This is a genomic window from Actinomadura sp. KC06 (assembly GCF_004348735.1).
In the GTDB taxonomy this organism is placed as follows: domain Bacteria; phylum Actinomycetota; class Actinomycetes; order Streptosporangiales; family Streptosporangiaceae; genus Spirillospora.
Genome location: NZ_SMKT01000110.1, coordinates 1 through 23,390, shown reverse-complemented (window position 1 = coordinate 23,390; position 23,390 = coordinate 1). Strand labels below are relative to the sequence as shown.

Below are 23,390 nucleotides of genomic sequence, written 5' to 3'. Positions count from 1 at the left end.
CTGGAGGCCGGCATGCGTGCCGACGGTGCCACCGCTTCTCTGTGCTTGTCATTGGCGGTCGCCAGGCTCCGCGAACTCGGCGTCGTCGTGCCGTATTGATCACGAATCACCCTTCAGTCCGTGCCCTCCCCGGCGGACGCGGTAGGGGCCCTCGACGCCCGCTCTCCTCCGGGGCTAGCCGATTTCGGCTCCGCCGGCGCCGGGCTCAGGGGCGGCCAGGCGGATGACGGCCTTCTGACCTGCGGTCGCTATCAGGGTGTGGGAGAAAGCTCCGTTGATGTTGAAGGGGTCGTCCGATCCGGGCGGGCTGAATCCGATGCCTCCGCCCGCCATTTTGAATTCGATCGCCATTTCTCCGATGCTCGCCACCGTCATCTCGGCAAGACCGGCCTGGCCCCTCACACCGGCGTTGAAACGGATGACGTCACCGACTCCGACCTCCACCTCGCACCTGGCGTCCGCGCAGGCGGCGAGACGGCTGCCGTTCGCAGCCTTCGGCAGTGTCGCGGTCGGCGTCGGCGTCGGGGAGGCGGGGCGTGTCGTCGCCGGAGAGCGCGTCGCGCTGGACGCGGGAGCGGCCCCCGGTTCGTCATCGCCGCACCCCGCGAGCAGCAGCGCGAACGCAGGGATGGCCAGAGGCCAAACGGTGTGCCGTCCAGGGGCTCGCGTCTTTCGCATGTCTTCTCCCGCCTTCACCGAGGTCGGGCACAAGCTAGCCGCGTCCGCCGGAGAGGGGTCCCAGGTCGGGACCGCTACGCGGCCCACCCCGAGCCAGCCCGATCTCCACGCTCACGCCGCACAGCGCGATGGCACCACCCGCTACCTCGAACACGGCGAGTTGTTCCAATCAGGGGCGATTCCCTGAAATGGTGACCGTCCGCGACTCCAAAGGGCCCAAGACTCTACGCGGTCACTCGGCTGCGCGGGACGCCAGGAGGCCCTTCAGGTCTTTCCGGATGCCCGGGTCCAGTTGGCCGGGTGGTAGCGGGGCGGGAAGAGTCCAGCGTTGCGCCTTGCTGCCGTTGCAGGTGTACAGCTGCAACTTCGCGTAGGGCTCCGTGGAGCCGTTCGGGATGTCCAGGCATTTGCCCGACGTCGGGTTGACGAGGGAACCGTTCGGGCCGGGTTTCCAGATCTGGTTGGTCGCACCGGGGACGCACGTGTACCCGATGACCGGGGTGCGGTCCGCGGTTCCCTTGCCCTTGGCGTCCATGCACTTGCGGTGGAACACCGTGTGTATGGGGCCCTCGGGATTGACCGTCCAGAAACTGTGATCGCAGAGGAAATCTTCTGTCATGACCGGGTCGCCTGAGCCGACGACCATGAGGCACAGTTTCGGGTTGGTGTTGGCGCGGATGAGCCCGGTCGGACGGCTGTTGGTGTCCCAGAGTTTCGTGGTCCCGTCGACGATGGCGACGTTCCCGTCGTCCTGGCAGCGCAGGACCGCATTGGGATGCCCGGCCGTATTCGTGGCCCATCGCACGGCACCGGCCTTGTTCACGAGCACCAGGTTGCCGTCCGGCCGGAACACCAGGTCCAGGTCCTCGTTGTTTATGGGGCCGCCGCTGCGCCAGCCGTCCGAACTGTCCAGCTCACCGAACATCCAGAGCAGCTTCGTCCGCCTGTCGGGGCTGACGCACAGATAGTTGATGGAAATGCCGAGACGGGCGACCGCGCCCGCGGCGACCTGCGGTGAGGTCCCTGCCCGCCACAGCAGCGAACCTCCGTCGCGCAGGACCACGTCTCCGTCGTTCTGGCAGATCAACTGCGCGTTCGGATGGTTCGCGGTGGCCGACGACCATGCGATCTTGCCGTCCTTCCAGATCACCAGGTTGCCGTCGCCGTGGAAATGCAGGTTGTCCCCGCCGTAGTAGTAGTTCATCGTCCGGCCGCGTGGACGGCCCGCGGCGTCGTAGACGCCGAGATAGCTACCGTTCCACATCAGCCGTGTCTGGTTGTCCGGAGAGGCGCACACCGGCGCGAGCTGGGCCTTGGCGCCGTAGTCGAATTCCGTCCGGGCGTGCAGGACGGGTCCGGTGCCGGACTGCCACAGCACCTTCCCGTCAACGTCGATGATCGACACACCGCCGTCGTCGCCGCATTCGAGCCTCGCGTTCGGATGCCCGGCCGTTCTGGACGTCCACTGCTGTACGCCGCCCTTCCAGACGACCAGGTTCCCGTCGGCGTGGAAATGGAGGTATTCGCTTCCTTCGTTGTCGGTGACGACGCCGCCGCGCCGGTTCTGCGCCCAGTCCACGACGGACAGGTACCGGCCGTCCCAGCGCAGGCGTGTCCCGTACCGGGACGCGCACATGTAGCCGGTCGGGCGGATCCACCGGTCCGCCGAGGCGGGCAGGCTGCGGCGATCGGTGGACGAGGTGATCCACGACGCCAGGTCGTCGACGCGGGTCTCGGTGGCGCCGGGCGTCGCGTCCTCGGGCGCGCCGAGGCAGCCGCGCAGCCCGGTGGTGTGGTGGACGGCGACCAGTTCGGGTTTGCCGTCGCGTTCCCGGAACGCCGGCCCGCCCGCGTCGCCCTTGCAGATCGGGGCGTTGTCGCCGTCACCGGTCACGGCGAAGGTGGCGCCGGTGCTCTCCCCGACCGTGACGGTGGTGGTGTGCGCGGTGTCGGGGGTCCAGGTGTCGGACGTGCGGCCGTAGCCGGTGACGCGGAGCTTCTCCCCGGGTTCGGGCGCGGCGCCGATGGCGATCGGCTGGACGTTGTAGGCCCAGCCGTCGAACTCGACGAGCGCGAGATCCCGGGCGGGGTGCTCCACCAGGTCGGTGACCTGGGCGCGGAACCCGGGCGCCTGGGTGAGGTCGCCGGCTCCGGCGGTCACCGTCGTCCTTGCCGCCGGGAGTTTCTGCGGGCCGGCGGCGCGTCCGCCCGGTTCGGCGGCGAAGCAGGACTTGGCGGTCAGCACCCAGTTCGGGGCGACGAGCGCGCCTGAACAGGCGCGCTGCGCGCCGATCTGGATCCGGGCGGTGAAGGTGTCGGCGCCGGTGGTCACCGGGTCGCCGATGACGGCTCCGGCGGGCGCGGTGACCAGCCCGCCGACCACGGCGGCCGCGGTGACGGCGACGGCGAAACGGCTTCTCAGGCGGAATCGCAAGCTCATGGCTTGGCCCGCAGTTCGATGAGCGCTTCGGGTGGTTTGCCGGTTCCCTCGCCGACCGCCGTCCATTGGTTGCGTTCGATGTCGTAGGTCTCGGCCGGGCCGTTCTCCGGGGTGAGTTTCGCCTTCACCTGGTGATCATCACCTTTGATGAAGTACACCTCGGGAATCTTCACGGTGATGAACGCCTCGGTTCCCGGCCAGGTGCGAGCCTTGAAGCAGATGGTGCCCTTAATGCTGCTGCGGGCCGCGATCAGCCCGTCCGCGCTCCCGCCCGGACCGCATTCCACGAGGGTGATCAGGCCGTTTCCGCCGATGACGGTGATCTGCCGTTCCTGCTCGATCTTGTCGGCGTCGGGGTAGGCGCCGTCCTCCACCGCGGGGACCTCGGCGGCCTGCCGTTTCACCGGTGCCGTAGGGCCTGCGGGCGTGGCCGCCTCGGTGGCGGCGTGCGCCGCGAGGCCGCCCGCCGCGACCGCGGCGGTCACCACGGTCAGTAGCAGGAAGATGATCGACCGAAGTGACAAACGCATGCGCATTGGGATCGCCTTCCAAAACGGCCTTGATCAAGCATCGGACGATGGTGTGCAGTTTTTGACCTGTCCGTCAATACCGGTCAGCATGGCCGGAAACGGCCACCGTCGCCCGGACGTCGGGACCATAACTGATCGCCCGAGGTAGGCGTTCGCGTGATCGACAATCCGTGCTCGTTCGAGTGTTCTTCGGGGTTGATCACGTCCCTTGTGCGGCTAACTCGGGCGGGTTTCACTTCAGGTGCAGAAAGCTGTTCCCGTCGCGCCGTCCCCGCCGCCGCGGCACCGGTCAGCTCGTTCGCGTCCCCCGCCGGGAGCCTGCCCATGAGTACCGTCCGGTCCCGCCTGCTCACCCATCCCCGCACCGGCCGGGGCGCCCGCGTCATCTCCGTTGTCCTCGCGGTGGTGATGCTCGCCTGGCTGCTGCCGTCCGGCACGGCTACCGCCGGATCACGCCACGACGATCCCCCGATCGCCGACCAGCGTGCCAAGGCCGTCGAACTGCTCCAGTCCGGTGGGCCGAACGCCGTCCGGGACGCCGAGGCGGCCCTGCTCGGCACCGACGCCGACGTCAAGGAGTTCGTCGCCACCGGCGCCGCGGCCGCCACCGAGGCCGACAAGCGCGCCGGGGTCGAGCAGGTCATGGCCACCGGCGGCGCCAACGTGCGCGCCGCCGCGCAGGCCGCGCTGGACGGCGGCGCCGACCAGGTGAAGGAGTTCCTGGACGGCGGGTGGAAGGCCGCCTGGGAAGCCGACATCCGCGTCAAGATCACCCAGGTGGGCGCGGCGGCGACGGGCCGCCATGTGCGCGAGGCGGCGGCCAAGGCCCTGGCGGGCACCGCCGACGAGCAGGAGGCGTTCCTCGACACCGGCTACCAGAAGGCGCAGGACGAGGACGACCGGCTGAAGACGGCGCAGCTGTCGGCCACGGGAGGCCCCACGGTCAAGGCGGCGGCCAGCGCCGCGATGGACGGCGGCGTCGAGGACGTCCGCGAGTTCCTCCGCCAGGGCTACGAGGTCGCCGCGGCCCGCGACGCCGAGACCGACTCGGTGAAGCAGCTCGCCGAGCTGACCGACGACGCCGGGAAGCGCGCGGGCCTCCAGACACAGTTCGCCAAGGAGGCGGCCGACCGCGCGGTGCACGCCGCCGAGCTCGCCAAGAACGCCACGCGGAAGGCGGCGGAGGACACCAAGAACGCCAAGAACTCCGCCAACAAGGCGGCGGCCGCCGCGAACCGCGCCGCCGACGCCGCGAACCGCGCCGCCATGGCCGCGCAGGTCGCGCTGCGGGCCGCCGACGACGCGACCCGCGCCGCGCGCATCGCCGCCTCCGCCGCGTCCCGCGCTGCGACCGCCGCGTCCCTCGCCGGGCAGGCCGCCGCCAAGGCGAACCAGGCGGCGCAGGCCGCGCACGCCGACGCGTCCAAGGCCGCGCAGGCCCGCGCGCAGGCCGAGAACGCCCGCGACGTCGCGGCGGGCGCCCGCCGGGCCGCCGAGGCGGCCACCGCCGCCGCCACCGCGGCCCGCGCGGCCGGGACCGCGGCCGTCGCCGCCGCCAACGCCGGATATCAGGCCAACCAGGCCGCGGCGTTCTCCAACCAGGCGGGCGACTACGCCCGCGAGGCCGGCGCGGAGGCTCGCCGGGCGTACGACGTCGCCCGGTACGCCGAACGCCGGGCGCAGATGGCGATCCGCGCCGCGAACCGCGTGCAGGCCATCGCCGAACAGGCCGCCGAACAGGCCGAGACCGCCAGAAGGCACGCCAACGACGCGGCCACGTTCGCCGAACGCGCCGCCGACGCCGCGGACGACGCCGCCGAGCACGCGGGCCAGGCCAAGGGCGACGCGCAGGTCTCCACCGCGCACGCCAACGAGGCGTCCAAGGCGGCCGCGCAGGCGGCCGCAGCCACCGCGCAGGCCGAGAACATCCACGAGCTGGCCAGGAAGGCCGACGCGGCCCGGCTCGCCGCCTGGCAGGACGAGCACGTCGCCCAAGCGGAGGACGCGAGCGCGGCCGAAAGCAAGCGGCAGGCCGAGGAGAGGTGGAAGGCCGGGGAGGCCGAGAAGTTCCAGGCCGAGACCGACCGGCTCCTCACCGAGGCGCGGGCCGACGGCGCGCCGCGCACAACGGTCGTCGGCAACGGCCGCAAGGTCGCGATCCGGATGCTCGTCGCGGAGGCCGCCGGGTCGTATGTGCGGGCCGCCGCCGGAGACGCCCTGACCGCCGGAGACGACGACGTCGTCGAGTTCGTCCGGACGGGCCTGACCGCCGCGACGGAGGCCGACGACCGCGCCAGCCTCGACCACATCGTCCAGACCACGGACGACGCCGCGCTCCGTGACGCCGCCGCCAAGGCGCGCGACGGCGACGGCACGCAGGTGCGGGCGTTCCTCGACACCGGCCAGCACGCGGCGCGGATGGACGAGTACCGCGCCGAGATCGGCAGGATCCGCGACGACGGCGGCGCGCGGGTCAAGAAGGCGGCCGAGGAGGCCCTCGCGAAGAACACCCCCGAGGCGCTTCGCGACTTCCTCGCGACCGGGCAGTACACGGCGCGGGCGATCGACGACCAGATCGCGGTCGCGCAGATGCAGGCCGACGCGGGCCCGGAGCTGAAGGCCGCGATCCAGGCGGCGGCGTCGGGGCCGGCCTCCCATGTCCGCCAGTTCCTGGAGGTCGGGCAGTACAAGGCGCGGCAGCGGGACGCCGACGGCGCCACGCACGAGGCGGAGATCAGCACCTATCTCGCGAACATGCGGCGCACCACGGCGATCGCGCAGCAGCAGGCCGCCGAGGCGCAGGCCGCGGCGGCCCGGGCGCGCGGCGCCGCCGCCGAGGCGGAGGCGGCGAGCAAGCAGGCCAGGGCGTTCGAGGCACAGGCCAAGAGCCACGCCGCGAACGCCCGCGCCTCCGCCGCCGAGGCCGCGGCGTCGGCGGCCGACGCCGCCGCATCGGCCAAGCGCGCCCGGGCGGCGGCCGAGGCGGCGGTCAAGTCCGCGCAGAAGGCGCAGAAGTCCGCCGCCCGCGCGGTCGCCTCGGCGCAGCGGGCCGCCGCCCACGCCTGGGACGCGTACCGGGCGGCGCAGCGGGCCCGCGCCGACGCCATCCAGGCCGGGAAGGACGCCGCGGCGGCGGCGAAGGCCGCACGGGAGGCGGCCGCGATCGCCGAGCAGAAACGGCGCGAGGAAGAGAAGCAGAAGGCGGACGACGACCACTCGCCGATTCCCGGACTGAACGTCTACTACACCGACGGCGAGATCCTCTACGAACAGGGCGGGCACGCCCTCGTCGCGCAGTACAGCAAGGCGGGCACCGACAGCCGCCGGAGCCTGACCGACCACATCGTCTCCATCGGCGCAGAGGTCGTTCTGGACGTCATCGGCTGGAACGACGCCGTCGCGTGCTTCACCAAGGGCGATATCGCCGGTTGCCTGTTCACCGCACTCAATGCCCTCGGACCGCTCAAGCTGGCGGCGGTCGCCGGGAAGCTGCCGAAGATCGGCAAGGCCATCTGGCGGATCGCCACCGGAATCACGGTGTTCCGCAAGACGGTCAGTACCGCGCACTCTGTTCTGCGGACGTGGACCAGCTTCATCGTCCGCATCAGAACGCAGATTCACGGCGTTTGCACGACACCCGGGGTCGGGGTCGGGGTCGGAGTCGGCAGGAATCTGCTGGCCTGCCGGTTCATCGTCGACGGTCTCGGCGGAGTCGTGGACACGCGCACGACTCCGCGCCATCTGGTCGGCCCGCAACTGACCATGCACATCAACAAGCTCGCCGGGCAGGCCTGGGAAAGGGAGGTGGCCGCGTTCCTGCGAGAACGGCTCGGTCGGCGAGTCATCACGGAACAGGAGGACCGGGCGGCCGTGACGTTCGACGTCCCGGGCTTCGACGGGCCGAGACGATTCGACATGGCCGTCTGGGACGGCGAGACCGGCGAGTTGCTCGGCTACGTCGAGTGCAAGAAAGGCGGGTCGCCTTACACTAAGGATCAGCAGGCCAAGGACGAATGGCTGCGGAAGAACCGCGGCTTCAACATCGTCGTCGTCCGGTTGCCCGAGTAGCCGGGAGAGCTGTTCCATGCCGTACGAGATCCGGATCTTCTGCGCCTCCGACCGGCTGGGCGCCACGGAGATGCTGGATCGGGTCTTTCGCCGGGCCGCCGAGCGGGGGTCGCGGGTCCAGGCGCGCGACCGCAAGTCGGCCGGTGACCGGTACGCCTCGGCCGAGCTCGTCCGTCCCGGCCGGGACCGCGACGACGGCGTGAACCTTGAGGTGTTCGCCGCCTCGCAGATCTACACCTGGAGCACCATCCAGGACTATGGCGCCGACACCGCCGTTCCCGGGCTGACGCCCGACGCCTACGCACTGTTGACGCTCCCGCCGGAGAACGTCGACTGGGACGTGGTGAAGGCGATCTGCGATTCCTTCACCTCGCTGTGGTCCGGCGTTCTCCATGACAGCGCGTCGGGGTTCGACGTCGATTCCGATGACCTGCCCGCCGGGGCCACGCCGGCGCCCGTCAATGTCGACGCCGACCTGGCCTCTCTGTTCCAGAACGCGCGCGACGCCGTGGAGAAACGTCTTCTCCACGGCGACAGCGCGCCTTTCGCCTTGCTCCTCACCCTCGACGCGAATGGCGGCGTCTCATCGCCTCAGTATTTCGTCGGCCCCGCGCCGAACGTCGCCGGAATCGTCGGGAACTATCAGGGCGACCGTCGGCGACTACGCGGTCTGGCCGTGTCGCTGGTCGGTGAAGGCACGCTGGTCGGTGAAGGCACGGTCGAAACGCATGTCGAGCACAGCTCGGGGCATGCGCAGCGCATCACGTCGCCGTTCCTGCTGCGCGGCCGCACCCGAGGAAAGGTCGTCTGGCCAGGCGCCGAGACCCGTCCCGCCGCCACGCTCCTCTGGTGACCTGCCCTGAGCAGGTGTTGGACGGCTCGGAGCGACGCTAGTCGGTCTCGACCAGGTCGGCGAGGTCGTCCAAGGCCATTCGGGTGCCGGTTTCGTTGTCCGCGGCGGGGACGCTGTCGGGAATGCCCTCGTGCACGATGAGGACCTCGGTGCCGCCGTCCACGTCCGTGAGCGTGGTGGTCATCGTCATCTGGCCGCTCAGTTCGGGGTCGTCGGTCTCGAACTGGGACACCTCGACGACCTGCTCGTCCGGGCTGCTCATCCGAGTCGGCTACATGGCGTCCAGCCTAGGCATGCTCTGCGGTGATCATTTATGGGGTGGTCGGCCGATGGCCGGCTGCTGACCTGGGGTGATGGGATTGCCGTACAGGTGCGGACGACCTCGGACGAGGTCGGACGGGTCAGGTGATTGCCCTCAGCGCTCAGCGTGATCAATTGTCAGGCGATCGGCATTTCAGTCACCTGAAAGGGACAACATGAGACTGGCGAGCGCCCGCCCTCACTGCGTTGGCGGTGGTCGGAATAGGACCCAACGGCGATGGGGTATGTGCACCAGCAGGCCGATCCGGCTGAGGTGCGGTCCGGCGACTACCGTGGTTCTACGGTGAAGACCTGGCCGGGGCTTTGGTCGCACTCCATCTGATGCAACGGCGCACCGTCGCGAGTGGTGTTCTCGGGAAATCCAAGGCAAAGGCCGTTGTGGGCGACCCGGATTGTGTAGCCGGGGACCGGTGTGATGACGCTGGTGAGGAGGAATACCTCCGCCCCTTTGTTCTCGTTGCCGCAGAAATCATTGAACACATATGGGCCGGGAGTTCTCCGGGCCCTGGAGATGCCCATGCAGCCCGGCCCGAACTCGGGGTGGTCGGTGGCAATGCGATACCGGGCGGCGGTCTGGCTTTCCAAGGACATTAGCGGAAAGGCACGGGCACATTGAGTTTGCAGGACGAGGCCGCTCGTGGTGCCTCGCCGCTCGGACAAGCACAGGCCCGAATGCGCGACGCGAATGCGGTACGGCCCCGATGCCGGCAGACCCGGCGCGGATGGCGCGGTCGTCTGCGGTCGTGCAGCGTCCGCGGGCCTGACTTGGCCGTCGAGTACCGGTGCTGCGAGGGGCGCACCGGTGCCGACCAGCAGCAGGATCCCGCAGGCCGTCAGCAGTTTCGCGGTACGGCCGGACATCCGGCGCGGCGGGACGACGTCGTCGCCCGCCGGACCTGTGCGGACGTGCGGGTCGTCCGGAGCCGGAGCGACGTCCGGACCGGGCGGCCCGCCATCCTCGCGTGCGCCGGGGCGGCCCTCCGGCGGCGCGGCCTCGCTCATCACGATCCGGCGGCGCGTCCTGACCCAGGCGGCGACCTGGTCCTCGTCGCAACCGCATGCGCGGACGAGCGCTCTGACCTGGTTCTCTCGGGGCATGCGGGGACGAGAGGGGCTGAGCATGTCCGCGATGGTGGTGGCCGGGAGGATCTCCCCGGTCGCCTTCGCCTTCCGCTCCAGTTCCCGGTAGGAGATCCCCGACCAGGCTTTCAGCCGCCGCAGGCCCGCCTTGAAAGAAGGGACATCGCCCAGGTCATCGGGGACGGCGTCGTCGGATTCCATCGCAGTTCCTCCAATCCCCCGAGGCGATCATGCCGGTGCGAAAACAACCTTCGAGCAACGCGGTTAGTTGGGCAACGTCCGGTTCCGGCATCTCTTCCGCTTGAATCTGCCGGATGCGCAGCGCAAGGGCTCCCGGCCCGATAAAGAGTTGCGCAGAGTCCCGGCCGGGCCTCCGTCTCGTCCTGACAGCCGTGGTGGGAACTGCCGGGATGAATGTCCCGGCTTTGTTACTGTTTGGGCGTGCTCATTGGGCGGGATCGCGAGAGGGAGCGCGTCGGCGGGGTGCTGGAGGGGGCTCGTTCCGGGCGGAGCGGGGCGCTGGTGATCCGGGGCGAGGCGGGCATCGGGAAGACCTCGCTGATCGAGCAGGTCGCGGCGGACGCGACGGGCATGCGGCTCGTCCGCGGGGCCGGTCTCGAGTCCGAGTCGGAGCTGCCGTTCAGCGGGCTGCACCTGATGCTCTACCCGTACGCCGACCGGTTCGACGCGCTGCCCGGACAGCAGGCGGCGGCGCTGCGGTCGGCGTTCGGGCTGGCGTCCGGGCAGGTCAGCGACCGGTTCCTGATCGGCGCGGCGACGTTGACGCTGCTGTCCGAGCTGGCCGCGGACCGTCCGGTGCTGTGTCTCGTCGATGACGCGCAGTGGCTCGACCGGGCCTCGCTGGACGCGCTGCTGTTCGCCGCCCGCAGGCTCACCGCCGACCCGATCGCCATGATCTTCACGGTGCGGGACGCCGCCGCCCCGTTCCCCGACCACGGGCTGGACGTCGTCCGGCTGGAGGGGCTGGAGCGCGCCGCCGCGCAGGACCTTGTGGACGCGCACGCGCCCGGCCTGACGGTCCCGGTGCGGGAGCGGCTTTTGGACGAGGCGGGCGGCAACCCGCTGGCCCTGATCGAGCTCGCGAACGCGCTCCAGTCTCAGCCCGCCCGGCATGCCGGGCCGCTGCCGGTGGGCGGGCAGATCGGCGGACGCGTCCAGGAGGCGTTCCGGCTCCAGCTGGCGGAGATGCCCGAGGCCACGCGGTTGCTGCTGCTGGTCGTCGCGGCCGACGGCACCGCTGACCTGGGCGTTGTGCTGCGGGCGGCGGAGACGCTCGGGCTCGGCGCGGCCGATCTGGGGCCTGCGGAGGAGGCCCGGCTGGTCGTGCTCGACGGCGAGGAGGTGCGGTTCCGGCATCCGCTCATCCGTGCTGTGACGTACCAGAACGCGACGCATCATCAGCGGATCGCCGTCCATGCGGCTCTGGCCGGGACGCTCGGCGGCGACGAGCACGCCGACCGGCGGGCGTGGCATCTGGCGGCGGCCGCGACCGGGCCGGACGAGAGCGTCGCGGCCGAGCTGGAGCGGGCCGCGCGGCGGGCCGGGGACAGGGGCGGGTCGGCCGCCGTCGCCGCCGCCTTCGAGCGGGCGGCGCGGCTCAGCACGGACGCGGAGGGCAAGGCGCGGCGGCTCGTCCACGCGGCGCGGGCCGCCTACGACGCCGGACGTCCCGACGCCGCCACCCGGCTCGCGGCGGAGGCCGCCCACCTGACCGGGGACGACGGGGTCATCGCCGAGGCCACGTTCATCCGCGCGCAGGTCGCGTACGAGCGCACGTCCCCGGCCGCCGACGCCGAGCTCGCGCTGGAGGGCGCGGCGCTGATCGTGGAGAGCGATCCCGAGCAGGCGGTGTCCATGCTGACCGAGGCCGTCTGGGCCGCGCGGGACGCGGGCGCGCATGATCTCGTCCGGGACGCCGTCGAGCTGCTGAGGAGGGCGAAGGTTCCGGCGGGCTCCGCCAAGGCGCTGGTGGCGAGCGGCCTGATCGCCTACGGGCGGTTGCCGGGTGGCGCGTCCGGGGCCGTCCGGCCGATGCGGGCCCTGGTCGAGGCGGCGCGGACGGGTGACGTCGACGGCGTCCTCGAACGCATCATCGCGAGTTTCCTGGGGCTGCTGGTGGCCGACGACCGGGCCGCGATCGCGCTGCTGGAGGGCCTCGCGGCGGAGGTCAAGGCGCAGGGCGCGCTCGGCTGGCTGCCGTACGTCCTGGAGCCCCTCGCGATCGGACGGCTGCTGCTCGGCGACCTGCACGGCGCCGAGTCCGCCGCCTCGGAGGGCCTGTCGCTGGCCGCCGACATCGGCATGGACATGCAGGTCACAGCGCTGAAATGCATCACGGTCCGGCTGGAGTCGGACGCCGGGCGCAGCCGTTCGATGGCGCCCGATGTCCTCCGTCAGGCCGAACCGATGCCGGCCAACGCGGCGCTGGCGTCCTGGGGGCTCGGCCTGCACGATCTCGCGGACGGCCACGCCGACGCCGCGCTGGAGCATCTGGACGCCGTGTGCTCCGGCCCCGCGCGGCACGACGTGCTGATCCGCGCCGTCCCGGACCATGCGGAGGCGGCGGTGCGGGCCGGACGCCCTGACCTGGCCCGGACATACCTGCCCGCCTTCGAGGCATGGGCGGCGGCCACGTCGTTCACCGCGCTGGTGTCGCGCTGCCGCGCGCTGCTGTCCGGCGGCGACGGCGCGGACGAGCACTACCGGGCCGCGCTGAGCCTGCACGGCGACCACGCCTACGACGCCGCGCGGACGCGTCTCCTCTACGGCGAATGGCTGCGCCGCCGGCGCCGCCGCACGGAGGCGCGCACCGAGCTGACCTCCGCCCTGGACGCGTTCGACCGGCTCGGCGCCGAACGCTGGGCCGAGCGCGCCCGCGCCGAACTGGAGGCGCTCGGCGACCGTCCGGCGGCCCGCGCCGGGGACGCCGACCCGCTCAAGCGGCTGACCCCGCAGGAGCTGCAGGTCGTCCGGCTCGCCGCCACCGGGCTCAGCAACCGCGAGATCGCCGCGCAGCTCTACCTGAGCCCGCGCACGGTCGGGCACCACCTCTACAAGGCGTATCCGAAGATCGGCGTGACCCGGCGGATGGAGCTGGCCCGGCTCGTATCGGTCATCTGACTTAGCCGTACCGGTACGTCGGCGCGGCGCGTCCGCCCGGAAAGTCTTCGCTGCGGCCGATTCTTGCTCTGACCTGCGCTTTTCAGGGTACGTTCCGCGACCGATGCGGGACCTGCGGCCGCGCGCCTACCTTCGAGACCACTCGAGACGAACGGAGAGAACGATGCTTCTGGAGAACAAGACCGCGATCATCTACGGCGGCGGCGGGACGATCGGCGGCACCATGGCGCGGGCCTTCGCCGCCGAAGGAGCGCGGGTCTTCCTCGCCGGACGGACGCCCGCCACGCTCGACACCGTCGCCGAGGAGATCCGCGGGGCCGGCGGCCTCGCCGAGACCGCCCGCGTGGACGCCCTGGACGAGGACGCCGTCAACAGCTGGGTCGACTCCGTCGCCTCGACCGCCGGCAGCGTCGACGTCTCGGTGAACGCCATCTCGATGGACGGGCTGTTCCGGCCCATGATCGAGATGCCGATCGGCGAGTTCGCCGCGTCCCTGGAGAAGATGGCCCGGACGTTCATGCTGACCACGCAGGCCGCCGCGCGCCACATGATCAAGCAGGGCTCCGGCGTGATCCTGCACTTCGGCGGCTCCGACAGCACGAACCGCTCGCCGGGCCTCGGGAACGTGCAGGTCGGGTTCGACATGATCGAGGCGATGCGCCGGCAGTGGGCGTGCGAGCTGGGGCCGCACTCGGTCCGCGTGCTGTCGATGAAGAGCGGCGGCGTCCCCGAGTCCTTCCCCGACGTTCCGGAGATGGCGCCGATGAAGCAGCAGATCGTGGACGACACCCTGCTCAAGCGCGCCGCGTCCCTCGCCGACGTCGGCCACGTCGCCGCGTTCCTCGCCTCCGACCGCGCCGCCAGCCTCACCTCGACCCAGGTCAACATCACCGCCGGGGCCCTGGTCGACTGATCGCCCGCGCCCGCGCCGTCGCAGGTCAGCGGCCTGCGGCGGCGTCGACGCGGGTGTCGGCGACCTGGGTGACGATGAAGCGGCTCTTGGGGACGGCCGGGGCCCGCCACGGGTGGACGCGCAGGTCCTGCGCGGGCACCGAGTAGCTCATCCACCGGGTCAGCGCGGTGACGGACACCTTCATCAGATCCTTGGTGATCCATTCTCCGGCGCAGCGGTGCCCGTCGTAATGGTCCCCGCCGCCCTGCGGGATCATGGAATAGGCGTCCGGTTCCCGGCCCATGAAACGCTCGGGCCGGAACTGTTCGGGACGCTCCCACAAGCGCGGATCGTGGTCGGTTCCGTGCAGGTCGAGCAGGACTCGGCGCCCCTTGGGGAAATGGTGGCCGCGCCATTCGAAGTCGCGTGCGGCCCGCGCGGCGGCCATCGGGAAGAACGGGTAGAAGCGCCTTACCTCCTGGACGAACGCTTCCAGCAGTTCCGGATCGTCCTCGGTCGCGAGACGGTGCCGCCATTGAGGATTTCCGTGCAGGGCGAGGGCGGCGAAGACGACGAAGCGCGCCACCGCCACAGTGGGACGGAGGACGTTGAGCAGTTCGACGCCCGCCACGTCCGGGGGCAGGAGGCGTCCGTCGGTGTCGCGGAAGGACGCGATGACGTCCAAGGCCGAGGTGCCCTCCGAGGCGGGGGCGACGCGGGCGCGGCGGACGTGCTCGGCGGCCCAGCGGTCGGCGATCTTCCGGGCGGTGCGTCCGCGCCGGTAGCGTGGGCCGACGGCGGCGGGGGCGTCGATCAGCGCAGTGAGCAGACTGGTGATCGCGGGGATGCGGCGCTCGGCGACGGGCACTCCCGTCCAGGCGCAGACGGCCTGGCACAGCAGCTCGCTGACCCCGTCGAACAGGACGACCCGCCGCCGTCCCTCCCAGTCCCGGATGCGTTCCCACCAGATCCTGGACGCGATGTCGCGGAGCTCGTCCCGGGCGTCCGCGGTCATCAGCGACATGAACATCGCCTTGCGCGCGCGATGCCTTTCTCCGTCCAGCGACTGCACGCCGTTCTCGCCGAACAGCGTGAGGCTCAGCCGGCGCGGCGCGGCATCGGCCCGGACGAAGAGGTCCGGGTCGTAGAAGACGCGCGCCGCGTCCGCACCCGTCATGCAGGTCGTCTTCTGCAGCAGAAGGCGCGTGTCGTAGACGTCGCGGTTCAGGCGGCGGGCGCGGGCCGACAACAGCCCGTAGGGTCGCGCCGCCAGCGGCAAGGTGCTGTCAAGGCGTTCGATGAGGCGCATGGGTCGTCACTGCCCCCGAGATCGGCACTGATGCGTAGGGAGATTCCTACGTTTGACAGGTAGGGAATCACCTACGTATCGTCTGCCGCATGAACATCACGCATGTGCGCCTGCTGACCGTCCCGGTGTCCGACCAGGACGCCGCCAAGGCCTTCTACGCGGACACGCTCGGCTTCGAGGTCGTGTCCGACCAGTCCAACGGGCCGATCCGCTGGCTCCAGCTCGCCCCGAAGGGCGCGCAGACGAACGTCGTCCTCGCCAACCATGTCCCGGGAGTGACGCCGGGCAGCGTCCACGGGCTGATCCTGGAGACGTCCGACCTGGACGCCGACTGCGAGCAGCTCCGTGGCGCCGGGGTCGACGTCGACGGGCCGCAGGACCTGCCCTGGGGACGGCAGGCGACGCTCACCGACCCCGACGGCAACGGCATCGTCCTCGCGGCGCGCTGACCGGCGGCCGGGAACCGAGATGGACAGTGACGTGGACGTCTTCGCGGCGCTGGCGAGCCCCGTCCGGCGGCGGCTGACGGCGCTGCTGCTGGACGGCCCGCGCCCGGTGAACGACCTGGCGTCGCATTTCGCGATGAGCCGCCCGAGCGTCTCGGAGCATCTGAAGGTGCTGCGCGACGCCGGGCTGGTCAGCGAGCGGCGCGACGGCCGGCGGCGCATCTACCGGCTGGAGGCCGAGCCGCTGCGCGAGCTGTCGGAATGGCTGAGCCCCTACGAGCGGTTCTGGCGCGAACGGCTCTCCGACCTGCGGAAACTGCTGGACGAGGAGGACGAGCTGTGACGCCGGTCCTGGAGGCCGAGGGCCTCGTCAAGCGGTTCGGCGACGTGACGGCCCTCGCCGGGCTCGACCTCGTCGCCGAACCCGGCCGGGTGGTCGCGCTGCTCGGCCCGAACGGCGCCGGAAAGACCACGTTCGTCCGGTCGGTGGCGACGCTCGTCCGGCCTGACGGCGGGACGCTGCGCGTAGACGGGATCGACGCCGTCCGAGAACCAGACAAAGTGCGGCGGATCATCGGCCTGGCCGGGCAGCACGCAACCGTCGAGGCGGCGATGACCGGCCGGGAGAACCTGGAGATGATCGCCCGGCTGTTCGGACAGGGCCGCAGCGCCGCCCGCGCGAGCGCGCGGACCGTCTTGGAACGCCTCGCGCTGGACGAGGTCGCCGACCGGCTCGTCCGCACCTACTCCGGCGGGATGCGCCGCCGCCTCGACCTGGGCGCGAGCCTGGTCGGCGCGCCCCGGCTGCTGCTGCTGGACGAGCCCACCACCGGCCTCGACCCGCGCAGCCGGATCGGGCTGTGGGACGCCATCGGCGACCTCGTGGCCGCGGGCACCGACGTCCTGCTGACCACCCAGTACCTGGACGAGGCCGACCGCCTCGCCGACCAGGTCGTGATCATCGACCGGGGCCGGGTCGTGGCCGAGGGCACGCCCCGGGAGCTGAAATCGCAGGTCGGGAGCGATCTCGTGGAGGTGCGCCTCCGGGACCAAGCCGCTGTCGCACCAGCGGCACGCGCACTGGAGGAGGTCGGCACCGTCCAGGCCGACCCGTCCTCCCTCCTCCTGAGGATGCCCGCCGGGAACGGTCCAGACGACTTGGTGAAGGCCGTCCACGCGCTGGCCGGGCACCACGCCGCCATCGCGGACATCGCCCTCCGCCGCCCGACCCTCGACGAGGTCTTCCTCGCCCTGACCGGATCGGACCCGACATGAACGCTGAGCACGACGCGCCGACTGTAGGAAGCCCGCCATGGCAGTGACGCAAACACCCGCCGGACCCGGCGGGCCCGCGTCCGGCGGCGGGCCCGGCCTGGGCACGGCGAGCTGGGTCGTCGCCCAGCGCGGGCTCCGCCGGACGCTCCGGACACCGCAGATCATCGTGATGGGCCTCGTGCAGAGCGTCGCGTTCCTGCTGATCTTCCGGTACGTGTTCGGCGGCGCCATCGACACCCGCGGCACCGGCTACGTCGACTACATGATCCCCGGCCTGCTGACGGTGAGCGGGCTGTTCGCCGGGATGAGCGCGGCGGTCGCGGTCGCCGACGACGCCGCCTCCGGCTACCTCGACCGGCTGAAGTCGCTGCCGATGCCGCGCACCGCCGTCATCGCCGGGCAGGTGCTGGCCGACACCGTCCGCGTCACGCTGATCCTCGCGGTCTCCGCCGCGCTGGCCTTCGCCGTCGGGTTCCGCGTGCACACGGGCTGGGCCTCCGCGCTGGCCGCGTTCGGCCTCTGCGTCCTGTTCGGCTTCGCCTTCGTGTGGACGTTCGTCGCGGTCGGCCTGCTCACCGCGAACCCGCAGGCCGCGCAGGGCGCCGGGTTCCTCGCGCTGCCGCTGAGCTTCGTGTCCAGCGCCTACGTCCCCGTGGAGACGATGCCGGGATGGCTGCGCGGTTTCGCCGAGCACCAGCCGGTGACCGTCATGATGGACGCCGTCCGGTCCCTCACCCAGGACGCGGGGCCGCACACCGGCGAGATCTCGCGGGCGCTGGCGTGGACGGCGGGGATCGTCATCGTCTCCGCCGCCGTCGCCGTCGCCCGCTTCCGCCGGATCTGAAAGGGAGGACGCCGCATGGACGGAACGAGTGGCGAGCGGGCGGCCATCGAGGTGGACGAGTTCCTCCCGCATCCGCCCGCCAAGGTCTGGCGGGCGCTCACCGACCCGGACCTGCTGGCCCGCTGGCTGATGCCGAACGACTTCAAGCCCGTGGTCGGCCACCGCTTCGCCTTCGCGACCCGTCCGATCCCGAACGTCGACTTCGACGGGACGATCCGCTGCCAGGTCCTCGACCTCGACGCCGAACGCCTCCTGCGCATCAGCTGGGGCGGCGGCGGCCTCGACACGACGGTGACCTGGCAACTCGTCCCCGAGGGCCGAGGCACCCGCCTGTTCATCCGGCACGAGGGCTTCGACCTGGACGATCCCGTCCACGCCTTCGCCTTCCGCGGCATGGGCAGCGGCTGGCGCTCCCACGTGATCCGAGCCCTCCACCAACTCCTAACCGAAACCCCCTGACCGCAGCGGGACCGCTTCCTCCGCAGAGACCATGGCCGCTGAGCCTCCCTCTCCCGGTGCCGCCAAGCCCGGCGGGACGGGCTATCCGGAGGTGGCGGGCGGGTCGGCGTAGATGCCTTCGAGCATGCCGGTGGCCTGGCCGACCTCGATGAGGTGGCCGTCCGGGTCGCGCATGTAGCAGCGCAGTTCGGCCTTGCGGTCGATCGGCTCGGTGAGGAACTCGGCGCCGCGGGCGGTCGCCGCCCTGTAGAACGTGGCGATGTCGGCGACACGGACGTTCATGAACGCGGAGACCGGGTCGCCGGGCTCGGGCGCCGTCAGCGTGACGTCCGGTTTGTCCGGCGTGGGGCCGCCGCCGGGGTTCATGATGATCCAGGTGTTGGCGACCTTGACGATGGCGGGGTTCTCGTCCAGCACCACCGTGCCGCCGAAGACGTCCGCGTAGAACGCGCGCGACCGCGCGACGTCCCGCACGGTCAGAAAATGCGTCAGCACCAGCCCCTCCACAGGAGCAGGCAACTCCGCCCGATCGACCATCTCGCTTCCTCCCCAGCCATGTCACTCCCCTGCGGCGCGTGGGAGCCTGACGGCGCGTGGTGTTTCCTACGCGGCGTGTCCTCCCCATGGGCAGGTGCTCAAACCTGGGGGTCAGGCGACGGGTTCTAGGGGTGGTTGGTCGGCGAACTGGGTGCGGTACAGGTCGGCGTAGCGGCCTTCGGTGGCTAGGAGGTCGGCGTGGGTTCCGCGTTCGATGATGCGGCCGTCCTCGACGACGAGGATGAGGTCGGCGGCGCGGACGGTGCTGAGGCGGTGGGCGATGACGACGGCGGTGCGGCCGTCGAGGGCCTCGGTCAGCGCTTCTTGGACGGCGGCCTCGGACGTCGAGTCTAGGTGGGCGGTGGCCTCGTCCAGGATCACGACGCGGGGGCGGGCGAGGAGGAGGCGGGCGATGGTGAGGCGCTGGCGCTCGCCGCCGGAGAGGCGGTAGCCGCGCTCGCCGACGATGGTGTCGAGGCCGTCCGGGAGGCCCTTGATGAGGGTGTCGAGGCGGGCGCGGTGCAGGACGTCCCACAGCTCGTCCTCGGCGGCCTCGGGACGGGCGAGGAGGAGGTTCTCGCGGATCGACTCGTGGAACAGGTGTCCGTCCTGCGTGACCATCCCGAGCGTGTCGCGGATGCCCTGGAAGGACAGGTCGCGGACGTCGACGCCGCCGAGCCGGACGGAGCCCTCGTCGACGTCGTAGAGGCGGGGCAGGAGCTGGGCGATGGTCGACTTCCCGGCCCCGGACGAGCCGACGAGCGCGATCATCTGGCCGGGTTCGGCGCGGAACGAGATGTCGTGCAGGACGTCGACGCCGCCGCGGGTGTCGAGGGTCGCGACCTCTTCGAGCGAGGCCAGGGAGACCTTGTCGGCGGACGGGTAGGCGAAGCGGACCCCGTCGAACTCGACGGACACGGGACCGTCAGGGACGGTGCGGATCTCGGGCGCGGGCTTCTCGGCGACCAGCGGCCGCATGTCCAGGACCTCGAAGACGCGCTCGAAGCTGACCAGGGCGCTCATCACCTCGACGCGGGCGCTGGCCAGCGCGGTGAGCGGCGCGTAGAGGCGGGTGAGGAGCAGCGCGAGGGCGACGACGGCGCCGGCGTCGAGGCTGCCGCGCAGGGACAGGAAGCCGCCGAGCCCGTAGACGAGCGCCAGCGCCAGCGCGGACACCATGGTCAGGGCCGTGATGAAGACGTGCTGCACCATCGCGGTGCGGACGCCGATGTCGCGGACGCGCCGGGCCCGCGCCGCGAACTCGGCGGACTCCCGCGACGGGCGGCCGAACAGCTTCACCAGCGTCGCGCCGGGCGCGGAGAAGCGCTCGGTCATCTGCGTGCTCATCGCCGCGTCGTGCGCGGCGGCTTCGCGTTCGAGCCGCGCCAGGCGGCTGCCCATCCGGCGGGCCGGGAGGACGAACACGGGCAGCAGGACCAGCGCGAGAAGGGTGATCTGCCAGGAGATCTGCACCATCACGGCGAACGTGAGCAGCACCGTCACCAGGTTGCTGACGACGCCGGAGAGGGTGTCGCTGAAAGCGCGCTGGGCGCCGATGACGTCGTTGTTGAGGCGGCTGACGAGCGCGCCGGTGCGGGTGCGGGTGAAGAACGCGACCGGCATGCGCTGGACGTGGTCGAACACCGAGGTGCGCAGGTCGAGGATCAGCCCCTCGCCGATGCGGGCGGACAGCCACCGGTTGGCGAGTCCGAGCCCGCCCTCGCCGAGCGCCAGGACGGCGATCAGCACGGCGAGGCCCACGACCGTGGACGTGGCGGCCTGGTCGACGATGGCGTTGACGACCCGTCCGGCCAGCACGGGCGTCGCGACCGTGAGGACGGCCAAGGCCACGCTGAGCGCGAGGAAGGCGGCCAGCGCCCGTCTGTGGGGGCGGGCGAACCCGCTGATGCGGCGCAGGGTCTTCTTCGAGAAGGGCCTGCTGTCGCGCGCGTTCATCGCGTGGTGCAGCGACATCCACGCGGTGACTTCCATGTCCATGACGACCCCCGCTGATCGTTCGCACTGATCGTTAGCCTGAGCTGAGCCCGAGGAGAGCCCGGGCAGAGCAAGCATGCGACCTCAACGGAGGTTGAGGTCAAGGGGCGGCGCCCCGGCGCGCGACCCGTGCACTCCAGCGTGCCGGACGGGTACGACATTTCCGAGGGAAGGCAAGATTTCAAGGGAAGGCGGCACGTGGACATCGACGAGCTCCGGTCCGACACCCCCGGCTGCGCGAGCGTGGCCCACCTCAACAACGCCGGCGCCGCGCTGCCGCCGCGTCCGGTGATCGACGCGGTGACCAGGCATTTCGCGCTGGAGTCGACGATCGGCGGGTACGAGGCGGCGGAACGGAACGCGGCGTCCGTCCAGAATTTCTATGCCGCGGTCGCACGGTTGATCGGCGCGCACGCCGACGAGATCGCGTACGTGGAGAACGCCACCCGTGCGTGGGACATGGCGTTCTATGCGATTCCGTTCGCGGACGGCGACCGCATCCTCACGACGACGAGCGAGTACTCCAGCAACGCGATCGCCTACCGGCAGATGGCCGCGGCCAAGGGCGTGAGTGTGGAAGTCGTCCCGGACGAGACCAACGGAACGATTTCCCTGGACGCGCTGGAGGCCGAACTCGTCAAAGGCGGCGTCCGGCTGGTGTCGCTCAACCACGTCCCTACGCACAATGGGCTCGTCCACCCGGTCGCGGAGGTCGGACGGCTCTGCCGAGAGCACGGCGTCCTGTACCTCCTGGACGCGTGCCAGTCGGTCGGCCAGCTGGCCGTGAGCGTCAACGACATCGGCTGCGACCTGCTGTCCGCGACCGGACGCAAGTTCCTGCGCGGCCCGCGCGGGACCGGGTTCCTGTACGCACGGCGCGAAATCGTCCGGACGCTGGAGCCGCCCTTCCTCGATTTGCAGGCCGCCACCTGGAACGCACCAGACGGCTACGAGATGCGCCAGGACGCCGTCCGATTCGAGACATGGGAACGGTACGTCGCCGGGCAGATCGGGCTGGGCGTGGCCGCCGACTACGCGTCAGACCTGGGAATGCCCGCAATCGAGAAGCGCGTGCTAGGGCTCTCGCAGACGCTGCGTGAGGAACTGGCCGTCCGGCCTGGTGTCACCGTCTTGGACAGGGGCGTGCGGCCGTCCGGCATCGTCACGTTCACCGTGGACGGCCACGAGCCGTCCGCCATCAAAGAAGCCGCAAGGGAACGCGGCGTCAACATCAATGTCACGAACCCGATCTCACACGGATATGACCCGCACTCCGTCCCGTCGGCCGTGCGGGCCTCCGTGCACTACTACAACACCGAAAACGAGATCGAACGGCTGCTGTCCGTCCTGCCCGGCGCCGTTTAGGTGTTCGGACGGGCGGCGCTGATGTCGGCCAGCGCCGATTGGGAGTCCTTCTCCATCGCCAGGTCGCCGATGGACACGATGCCGACCGGGCGTCCGTCCTCGATGACGGGGAGCCGCCGCACGGACCGCTCGCGCATGATCTGCGCGGCCTTGTCCAGCGAGTCGTCCGGGCCGACCGTCGCGGTCGCCCGGCTGGCGATGGCGCCGATCTTCGCGTAGGCCGGGTCGCCGCCCGCGGCCAGCCCCCGGATGACCAGGTCGCGGTCGGTGACCAGGCCCTGCAGGTCTTCGCCGTCGATCACCAGCACCGCGCCGATGTCCTCGTCGCGCATCGCCCGCGCCACGGTCACGATGTCGAGTTCCGGGGACACCGACGTCGGGGAGCCGGTCATGATGTCGCGCACCTTCGTAGCCATCGCTCACTCCTTGAGCCTCGCGTTGCCTCTGGGCCCCGGGGACGAGTCGGCCCCTACCCGGCAGAACCGGGATCACTCATGGAGGCCGAGGACATCGGCCCGCGCCGGTCGCGACACCCGGCGGCGTGTGCCGATGCACGTGAACCTTCTCGATAAACTGCGCATCCTTCAAGATGCACGGGGGTTGTCGGGGAGGCCGCTCCGTCCGCCTGGAGGAACCAGTCAAGGAGGGTCGGGCCGTGGACGACGACGCCCAGCAGAAACCGGTGACGTCCGGCTCGAAGAAGCAGCGCGCCGACGAGGAGCACGAGTCCGCCCGCGCCGCCACCGCCGAATTCCGCATCCCGGAGAATGTCTCCCTGACCCGGCCCGACATCTCCATCCGCCGCCCCGCGCCCGAACCGGAGAACGACGAGGACGACGCGGGCGACGACGCGTCCGACAGGGACGACGACGCGTCCGAAGAACCTGCGCCCGCTCCCCCGCAGGGCCCTTGGTACGTCCACCTCCCGAAGCCCGCCGCAGAGGACGACGGTGCCGAAAACGCTGAGGCACCGGAGGACGTCCCACCGGAAACACCGTCTGCGCCAGAGTCCGGTGGCGCGGGGCCTACGCGGGTTGAGGCTCTGCCTGTCCTATCCCGGCCTTCGCAGAACGCGCCGCCGCAATTGCCGGCCGTGCAGTCGTCCGGGCAATGGACTGTGCCGTGGGACGGTTCCGCCCCAATGCCCACCCCAGCGC

General features: G+C 71.2%; 19 protein-coding genes and 1 pseudogene. 11 read left to right on the top strand and 9 right to left on the bottom strand.

Annotated elements, in window-relative coordinates:
• Positions 1-174: 174 nt before the first annotated feature.
• The 3 genes from E1287_RS29115 to E1287_RS29105 all read right to left on the bottom strand — a co-directional run bounded on the left by E1287_RS29115 (position 175) and on the right by E1287_RS29105 (position 3,648).
• A complete protein-coding gene (locus E1287_RS29115) occupies positions 175-444 on the bottom strand; it encodes a hypothetical protein (protein ID WP_131968390.1) in 270 nt (89 codons plus the stop codon).
• 466 nt (positions 445-910) lie between these two features.
• Complete coding sequence (locus tag E1287_RS29110; RefSeq protein WP_165969226.1) at positions 911-3,118, bottom strand: ricin-type beta-trefoil lectin domain protein; 2,208 nt, start codon at positions 3,116-3,118, stop codon at positions 911-913.
• Positions 3,115-3,648 (bottom strand): hypothetical protein, encoded by a 534-nt coding sequence (locus E1287_RS29105; protein WP_131968386.1) that lies wholly within the window; start codon positions 3,646-3,648, stop codon positions 3,115-3,117. The genes E1287_RS29110 and E1287_RS29105 overlap by 4 nt, the downstream gene beginning before the upstream one ends.
• Before the next feature lie 324 nt (positions 3,649-3,972).
• Between E1287_RS29105 and E1287_RS29100 the strand changes: the two genes are divergently transcribed.
• Positions 3,973-7,716, top strand: a complete 3,744-nt coding sequence (locus tag E1287_RS29100) for an ALF repeat-containing protein (protein WP_131968384.1) — start codon at positions 3,973-3,975, stop codon at positions 7,714-7,716.
• 70 nt (positions 7,717-7,786) lie between these two features.
• Positions 7,787-8,569 carry a hypothetical protein gene (locus E1287_RS29095; RefSeq protein ID WP_131968382.1) on the top strand — a complete coding sequence of 261 codons (783 nt, stop codon included), beginning with the start codon at positions 7,787-7,789 and terminating at the stop codon, positions 8,567-8,569.
• A gap of 37 nt (positions 8,570-8,606) precedes the next feature.
• On the opposite strand, the gene E1287_RS29090 is transcribed toward E1287_RS29095, so the two are convergent.
• On the bottom strand, positions 8,607-8,831 hold the full coding sequence (locus E1287_RS29090; protein ID WP_131968380.1) for an SRPBCC domain-containing protein: 225 nt from the start codon (positions 8,829-8,831) through the stop codon (positions 8,607-8,609).
• Between the two features lie 326 nt (positions 8,832-9,157).
• Positions 9,158-10,171: a hypothetical protein gene (locus tag E1287_RS29085; protein WP_131968378.1), complete on the bottom strand. Its 1,014-nt coding sequence runs from the start codon at positions 10,169-10,171 to the stop codon at positions 9,158-9,160.
• A gap of 240 nt (positions 10,172-10,411) precedes the next feature.
• On the opposite strand from E1287_RS29085, the gene E1287_RS29080 reads away from it, so the two are divergent.
• A complete protein-coding gene (locus E1287_RS29080; protein ID WP_207934525.1) occupies positions 10,412-13,111 on the top strand; it encodes a helix-turn-helix transcriptional regulator in 2,700 nt (899 codons plus the stop codon).
• 163 nt (positions 13,112-13,274) lie between these two features.
• Positions 13,275-14,024 carry an SDR family oxidoreductase gene (locus E1287_RS29075; RefSeq protein WP_131968374.1) on the top strand — a complete coding sequence of 250 codons (750 nt, stop codon included), beginning with the start codon at positions 13,275-13,277 and terminating at the stop codon, positions 14,022-14,024.
• A 25-nt stretch (positions 14,025-14,049) separates the two neighbouring features.
• On the opposite strand, the gene E1287_RS29070 is transcribed toward E1287_RS29075, so the two are convergent.
• Positions 14,050-15,312 carry a cytochrome P450 gene (locus E1287_RS29070; RefSeq protein ID WP_131968372.1) on the bottom strand — a complete coding sequence of 421 codons (1,263 nt, stop codon included), beginning with the start codon at positions 15,310-15,312 and terminating at the stop codon, positions 14,050-14,052.
• A gap of 89 nt (positions 15,313-15,401) precedes the next feature.
• Here E1287_RS29070 and E1287_RS29065 point away from each other — a divergent pair, with 89 nt between their 5' ends.
• From E1287_RS29065 to E1287_RS29045, 5 genes are read left to right on the top strand one after another with little or no spacing between them, the layout of a single operon-like run.
• Complete coding sequence (locus E1287_RS29065; protein WP_131968370.1) at positions 15,402-15,761, top strand: VOC family protein; 360 nt, start codon at positions 15,402-15,404, stop codon at positions 15,759-15,761.
• Positions 15,762-15,780: 19 nt separating this feature from the next.
• Positions 15,781-16,101 (top strand): metalloregulator ArsR/SmtB family transcription factor, encoded by a 321-nt coding sequence (locus tag E1287_RS29060; protein WP_131968368.1) that lies wholly within the window; start codon positions 15,781-15,783, stop codon positions 16,099-16,101.
• Positions 16,098-17,033, top strand: a complete 936-nt coding sequence (locus tag E1287_RS29055) for an ATP-binding cassette domain-containing protein (protein WP_131968366.1) — start codon at positions 16,098-16,100, stop codon at positions 17,031-17,033. Before E1287_RS29060 ends, E1287_RS29055 begins: the two co-directional genes overlap by 4 nt.
• 37 nt (positions 17,034-17,070) lie before the next feature.
• Positions 17,071-17,877: an ABC transporter permease gene (locus E1287_RS29050; RefSeq protein WP_131968364.1), complete on the top strand. Its 807-nt coding sequence runs from the start codon at positions 17,071-17,073 to the stop codon at positions 17,875-17,877.
• Between the two features lie 15 nt (positions 17,878-17,892).
• A complete protein-coding gene (locus tag E1287_RS29045) occupies positions 17,893-18,336 on the top strand; it encodes an SRPBCC domain-containing protein (RefSeq protein WP_131968362.1) in 444 nt (147 codons plus the stop codon).
• Positions 18,337-18,417: 81 nt separating this feature from the next.
• Here E1287_RS29045 and E1287_RS29040 read toward each other — a convergent pair whose 3' ends face one another.
• Both E1287_RS29040 and E1287_RS29035 read right to left on the bottom strand, forming a co-directional pair.
• Positions 18,418-18,873, bottom strand: coding sequence for a VOC family protein (locus tag E1287_RS29040; RefSeq protein ID WP_131968360.1), 456 nt, complete (start codon positions 18,871-18,873; stop codon positions 18,418-18,420).
• A 111-nt stretch (positions 18,874-18,984) separates the two neighbouring features.
• Positions 18,985-20,871, bottom strand: coding sequence for an ABC transporter ATP-binding protein (locus E1287_RS29035; protein WP_131968358.1), 1,887 nt, complete (start codon positions 20,869-20,871; stop codon positions 18,985-18,987).
• A gap of 195 nt (positions 20,872-21,066) precedes the next feature.
• Here E1287_RS29035 and E1287_RS29030 point away from each other — a divergent pair, with 195 nt between their 5' ends.
• Complete coding sequence (locus tag E1287_RS29030) at positions 21,067-22,233, top strand: aminotransferase class V-fold PLP-dependent enzyme (RefSeq protein ID WP_131968356.1); 1,167 nt, start codon at positions 21,067-21,069, stop codon at positions 22,231-22,233.
• Here E1287_RS29030 and E1287_RS29025 read toward each other — a convergent pair.
• The gene (locus tag E1287_RS29025; protein ID WP_131968354.1) at positions 22,230-22,649 is read right to left on the bottom strand and encodes a CBS domain-containing protein; all 420 of its coding nucleotides are present in this window, start codon (positions 22,647-22,649) and stop codon (positions 22,230-22,232) included. The genes E1287_RS29030 and E1287_RS29025 overlap by 4 nt on opposite strands.
• A 239-nt stretch (positions 22,650-22,888) precedes the next feature.
• Here E1287_RS29025 and E1287_RS29020 point away from each other — a divergent pair.
• A pseudogene (locus E1287_RS29020) lies at positions 22,889-23,390 on the top strand (hypothetical protein); the annotation flags it as partial.